This window comes from Dokdonella sp. (assembly GCF_039926425.1).
Lineage (GTDB): Bacteria > Pseudomonadota > Gammaproteobacteria > Xanthomonadales > Rhodanobacteraceae > Dokdonella_A.
Map to the genome: position 1 here is coordinate 1 of NZ_JBDSWZ010000212.1, position 5,200 is coordinate 5,200.

A 5,200-nucleotide genomic window follows, 5' to 3' on the forward strand; every position below is an offset into this window, starting at 1 on the left:
GGACGAACTTGATCGCGACCTGCTGCTCGTAGGTTCCGTCGTCTCGCCGGCCAAGGAACACGACGCCCATGCCGCCGGCGTCCAGTTCACGCACGATGCGCCACGCGCCGACGCGATCACCGGCCACCGGCAGTGCAGGTCCGCCCGTGTCCCAGCGCGAATCGACCGCCGGCGTTTCGAGAAAGCCGCGGGTGTCGTGGCTACGCGCGAGGAGGCCGCGTACGCGTTCGCGCACGGCGACGCGGGTACGCTGCAACGTCAACCAGGCGTCGCGCTCGGCCGGCGGCAACGACAACACCTGTTCGAGCAAGTGCAACGCGTCGATTTCGACCGTCGGATCCATCGCGCCTCCCCGTGCCGCGGACCTGCCTAGTGTAGGGCAGCGCCGACGATGTGCGGCCACCAGCGACCGGGTAGACTCCCACGTCATGTCGGCCGACATCACGCAATGGCTCAGCGCATGGCGCGACGGGGATGCCGACGCGGGCAATCGCCTTGTCGGCGTGCTCTATCCGCAGTTGCGCGGCCTCGCCGCGCAACTCTTCCGCAACGAGCGACGCAATCACACGCTGCAGCCGACCGCGCTGGTCAACGAAGCGTGGCTGCGGCTGGCAGGGACGCAGGCGCTCGCCGCCGCAGATCGCAGTCATCTGTTCGCGCTGGCTGCACGCGTGATGCGCGAGATTCTGATCGATCACGCGCGCGCGCGCGCCCGTCTGAAGCGCGATGGGGGTGAACGGGTGACGCTGTCGGGAATCGACGTCGAGGCACCGTCGGACGAGACGGACCTCGTCGACCTCGATGCCGCACTCGAACGGCTCGAGCGAATCGATCCGGCCAAGGCGCGCGTGGTCGAGCTGCGCTACTTCGGCGGCCTGAGCATCGAGGAAACCGCCGACGCAATGGCGTCGTCGCCTGCCACCGTCAAGCGCCACTGGCAGGCCGCGCGGATCTGGCTGATCGACGCGATGGCCCGCCAAGACTCCGGGGAACTGCGCGATTCCTGAACCGCCGGACGAACGGAAGTCGGGTCGATGGACCGTGAGCCATATGCGCGCTGTTTGACGCATGGATCGATCAGCGGCGCGATTCACGTGCGCCCACCGCGCATGAAATCCGGACGAGGACTTCCCATGACACGCTTTGCTCTCGTATTGATCAGCCTGCTGCCATTCACGTCGGCCTGGGCCGACCGGCTCTATTCGGACAGTTTCGAGGTTCCGATCGTCGGGCCGTATTTCCCGCGCGTGGGCAACACCTTCGCATTACCGGCCGGGCCGACCACCGACCAGCTGGCCTGGATCATGAGCGAGCTCGCCGCCGGCGAAACGACCACGCCGCAGGAAATCGCCGCGCACTTCGATGCGTCCTGGACCGTGTCGGTTGCGGACACCCAGGCGTTCTTCCAGTCGCTGCGGACCAGTTATCCCAACGCGATCATCCGCGACGTGGTCGCCGTGACGCCGGTGCAGGTCACCGTGGTGATCGCCCGGCCGGATCTGTCGACGCCGTTCGGATTCCTCAACCTCGAAGCCCGCTATTCAGGCGCGCACGGAATCGTTCTGTTCGGCGTCAGCAACTACAGCGGCTCGGTGCAATACGCCGAGGACCAGGGCCTCGATCTCGCACAGTCGGTGGCGAAGTTCGGCACGCTGTCCGGCGCGCCGGCCATCCTCGTCGGCCGCATCGGCGCGAACGACCAGTGCACGGCGCTGGCGGAGCTCAATTCGTCGCAGCTGCGCGCGACTGCATCGATCTTCAAGCTCTGGGTTCTCGCGGGACTTGGGCGCGGCATTGCCCAGGGAATCATCGGAGCAGAGGAATCCATCACGCTGGCCGCATCTCAGATCGCCTCCGGTGGCACCATCAACGGCGAGCCGCTCGGCACCATCTTCTCGCTGTCGGACATGGCCACGCTGATGATCGGCATCAGCGACAACACCGCGACCGACCACGTTCACCACCGCGTCGGCCGGGCCGCCATCGACCAGGCCATTGATGCATACGGCGTCGCGCAACCGTCCGTGCTCAAGCCGCTGCTCGACATCAGCGAGCAGTTCCACTTGTTTTTCACGTTCCCGCTGGCGACGGCGCAGGCGTACGTCGATGGAACGGAACCGGACCAGCAGCAATTCATCGACGAGGAGATCGTGCCGCTCGGACCGTACGTGCCGGGGTCGGGGGCCTACTCAAACACCGGCCTCCTCACAAGCGGAAGCTGGCGCGCCACTCCGATGGACATCTGCCGCGCGTTTGCGCACCACCGCCATCTTCCGCAGGGTTCGGATGCGATCGCGCTCGTGGACCGCGCGCTCAGCGCGCAGAGTGCGCAACCGGAAGTCCGCAATGCGTGGGACAGGGTCTGGTACAAGGGCGGCAGCCTCGCATCCAGCGACGGCTACCACGTGCTGACGCATGCGTGGATGCTGCAGAACTCCGGCGAGGATCCGTACGTGGTGATCGCGATGTCCAACAGCGACACCGGCGGCATCGACCCGTACAAAGTGCAATCGATCACCGGCCGCATTCTCCAGTTGCTGGCGCAATTGCCCTGAGCCAACTTCGGCGCGGTGGGCCGTGATCAGTGGAACACGTTGTACTTCACGATCGCGATGATCGCGCGCACGCCGTCGCGCCAGCCGATCTTCTTGCCTTCTGCGTAGGTGCGGCCAAAGTAGGCGATGCCGATCTCGTAGAAGACGCAGCCCTTGCGCGCAAGTTTGGCCGTGAGTTCCGGTTCGATGCCAAAGCGGTTTTCCTCCAGCACGATGCCGTCGATCGCCTCGCGGCGGAACATCTTCGAGCCGGTTTCCATGTCGGTGAGGTTCAAGTTGGTGAACATGTTGGAGAGCAGCGTGAGAAAGCGGTTGCCGACCATGTGCCAGAAGTAGACGACGCGATGCGCCTCGCTGCCGACGAAGCGCGAGCCGTAGACGACGTCGGCACGGCCCGAGGTGATCAACGCGAGCGCGCGCGGATAGTCGGCCGGATCGTATTCGAGGTCGGCGTCCTGGATCACCATCACGCGGCCGTCGGCGGCGCCGATCGCGGTGCGCAATGCGGCGCCCTTGCCCTGGTTGCGCGCGTGCAGGATCACCTTGTCGATGCCGTCGCGCAGGCCGAGTTCCGCCGATGCGAGCAGGTCGCGCGTGCCGTCGGTCGAGCCATCGTCGACCAGCACGATCTGCAGCGATTCGACAGGCGTCGCCAGCACCGCACGCACGACGCTCGCGAGCGTGCGCACTTCGTTGTAGCAGGGAATCAGCACGCTCAGCTGCGGTACGGGCGCGTCGCTCACGGCAGGGTCGTCCAGGTCGTCGGCAACAGATAAGCGAGGCCATGCAGCACGGAGAGATTGCCGAGTGCACACACCGCAACACTCCAGCGACGGTCGCGCGGCAACAGGATATTGAACGCGAGCGTCATGGGCAGCACGACGCGCGCAGCCGCGGTGGCTTCCTGCCACACCGCAGGACCGAGCAGCGCGAACAACAGCGCAAACGCGGCGCCCGCCCTCCACCAGCGCGTGTGCCACAAACGACGCGCCGAGAGCACCAGAAAAAGGAACTGCACGCAGAGCGCGATCGTCGTAAGCGCCTGCGTGGCGAATGCATGCCATCCCAGCTGTGGCACCGCGCGCCACAGCGGACCGAGTGCGCCGACCATCGCGACGAACGGCAGGCTGAAATTTGCACTGTCGCCTTGAGGGGATCCGGGAAACCGCCAGTGCGCATACGCTCCCCACAGCGCGGCCGGCAGGATCGCAAGCGCCGCCGACAGCGCCCCGCGCATCCATTCACGCCAGCCATCGCGTTGCGTCGACATCAGAAGACCGGCAGCGAGGACGCTGGTGTCGCGCGTCAATGCCGCGAAGCCCAACGCGACGACCGCACTCCGCTTGCGCCCGCGTTCGGCGAGAAGGATTGCTGTCGCGATCAGCAATGCCGAAGGCAGATCGGTCAGCGCGCGCGCGACGCTCATCATCGAGCCAACGCCGAACACCGCGCCGAACCACGCAAGCCGCGCGGTGAATCGATCGGGTGGAATCCAGCGCAACAGCATCCATGCCAGCGCGAGCCACACCAGCACGTTGGCCAGCGCGTACGCCTGCAGCACCCACGGCGTGTAGCCAAAACCGGCGAGCCATGCGAGCCATGGCAGCCCGATACGACGCGAGCGGTAGTCGGGGCTGTCGAGCGCGCGCGCCAACTCGGGATCGTCGAGCAGCGGGCGCGTTGCAATCTGCGCGTAGAACTGCCCGTCGTAGCCGTCACTGCGTGCAAATACAAACGGCTGCGATTGCACCACGTCCGGCAGTCGCGTCGACGAGAAGCGATCGCCGAAGCAGATGAGTCGGGTCAGCCCGCTTGCCCGATCGACGTTGAGCGCCACCAGCCCGAGGAAGAGCAGCACCACGGCGACCGGGAAGAGGGCGTTTCGGCGACTCGTGTTCAACGCGATGTCGATGACGCCTCCCGTCGGCAGATTTCGCTGCGGAGGGTACTTCAAATTCGACCGTGATCGCCGGGTGCATCGCAGCAGCCGCAGCACCGCCTATGATTGCCAGATGAGCTATCTGATCGTCTGCAGCGTGGCCTTGCTCGCGTCGGCCCTGACGTTCTTTTCGGGCTTTGGGCTCGGTACGCTGTTGCTGCCGGCGTTCGCCTTGTTCTTTCCGGTCGGCGAGGCCGTCGCGCTGACGGCCGTCGTCCATTTCCTCAATGGCTTGTTCAAGCTTGCATTGACGGCCAGGCATGCGGATCGAAGGGTGGTGCTGCTGTTCGGCGTGCCCGCCTGCGTGATGGCCGTGGCGGGAGCATGGGTGCTGACGTGGCTGGTCGACAGCCATCCGCTCGTCGTCTACGTCATTGCCGGGCATGCGTTCGAAGTGACCGCCGTAAAGCTTGTGGTCGGTTTGCTTCTACTGGTGTTCGCAAGCCTCGAACTGATTCCCCGATTCCAGACGCTCGCGTTCGGTGCACGCTATCTGCCGGTTGGCGGTTTGCTCAGCGGATTTCTCGGCGGACTCGCCGGCATGCAGGGAGCGTTGCGCTCGGCGTTTCTCGCGCGCGCCGGTTTGAGCAAGGAAGCCTTCATCGGCACCGGCGTGGTGATTGCGTGCCTGATCGACGTTTCACGGCTCGCCGTCTATTCCGCGACCGGCGACTACAACGGCGTGCACGGCAATGCGGGTCTCGTG

General features: G+C 65.7%; 5 protein-coding genes and 1 pseudogene. 3 read left to right on the top strand and 3 right to left on the bottom strand.

Features of this window, described 5'->3' with window-relative positions:
* Positions 1-343 (bottom strand): annotated as a pseudogene (locus ABIV12_RS12375) (hypothetical protein); the annotation flags it as partial.
* An 85-nt stretch (positions 344-428) separates the two neighbouring features.
* On the opposite strand from ABIV12_RS12375, the gene ABIV12_RS12380 reads away from it, so the two are divergent.
* Both ABIV12_RS12380 and ABIV12_RS12385 read left to right on the top strand, forming a co-directional pair.
* Positions 429-1,007 carry a sigma-70 family RNA polymerase sigma factor gene (locus ABIV12_RS12380; RefSeq protein WP_348059709.1) on the top strand — a complete coding sequence of 193 codons (579 nt, stop codon included), beginning with the start codon at positions 429-431 and terminating at the stop codon, positions 1,005-1,007.
* 126 nt (positions 1,008-1,133) lie between these two features.
* On the top strand, positions 1,134-2,555 hold the full coding sequence (locus ABIV12_RS12385; protein ID WP_348059711.1) for a serine hydrolase: 1,422 nt from the start codon (positions 1,134-1,136) through the stop codon (positions 2,553-2,555).
* Positions 2,556-2,581: 26 nt separating this feature from the next.
* Here the strand turns inward: ABIV12_RS12385 and ABIV12_RS12390 are convergent, their stop codons facing one another.
* A complete protein-coding gene (locus ABIV12_RS12390) occupies positions 2,582-3,298 on the bottom strand; it encodes a glycosyltransferase family 2 protein (protein ID WP_348059713.1) in 717 nt (238 codons plus the stop codon).
* Positions 3,295-4,416 (bottom strand): hypothetical protein, encoded by a 1,122-nt coding sequence (locus tag ABIV12_RS12395; protein ID WP_348059715.1) that lies wholly within the window; start codon positions 4,414-4,416, stop codon positions 3,295-3,297. The genes ABIV12_RS12390 and ABIV12_RS12395 overlap by 4 nt, the downstream gene beginning before the upstream one ends.
* Positions 4,417-4,567: 151 nt before the next feature.
* Between ABIV12_RS12395 and ABIV12_RS12400 the strand changes: the two genes are divergently transcribed.
* Positions 4,568-5,200, top strand: a 633-nt coding sequence (locus ABIV12_RS12400) for a TSUP family transporter (RefSeq protein ID WP_348059717.1), incomplete at its 3' end; no start/stop codon positions are given.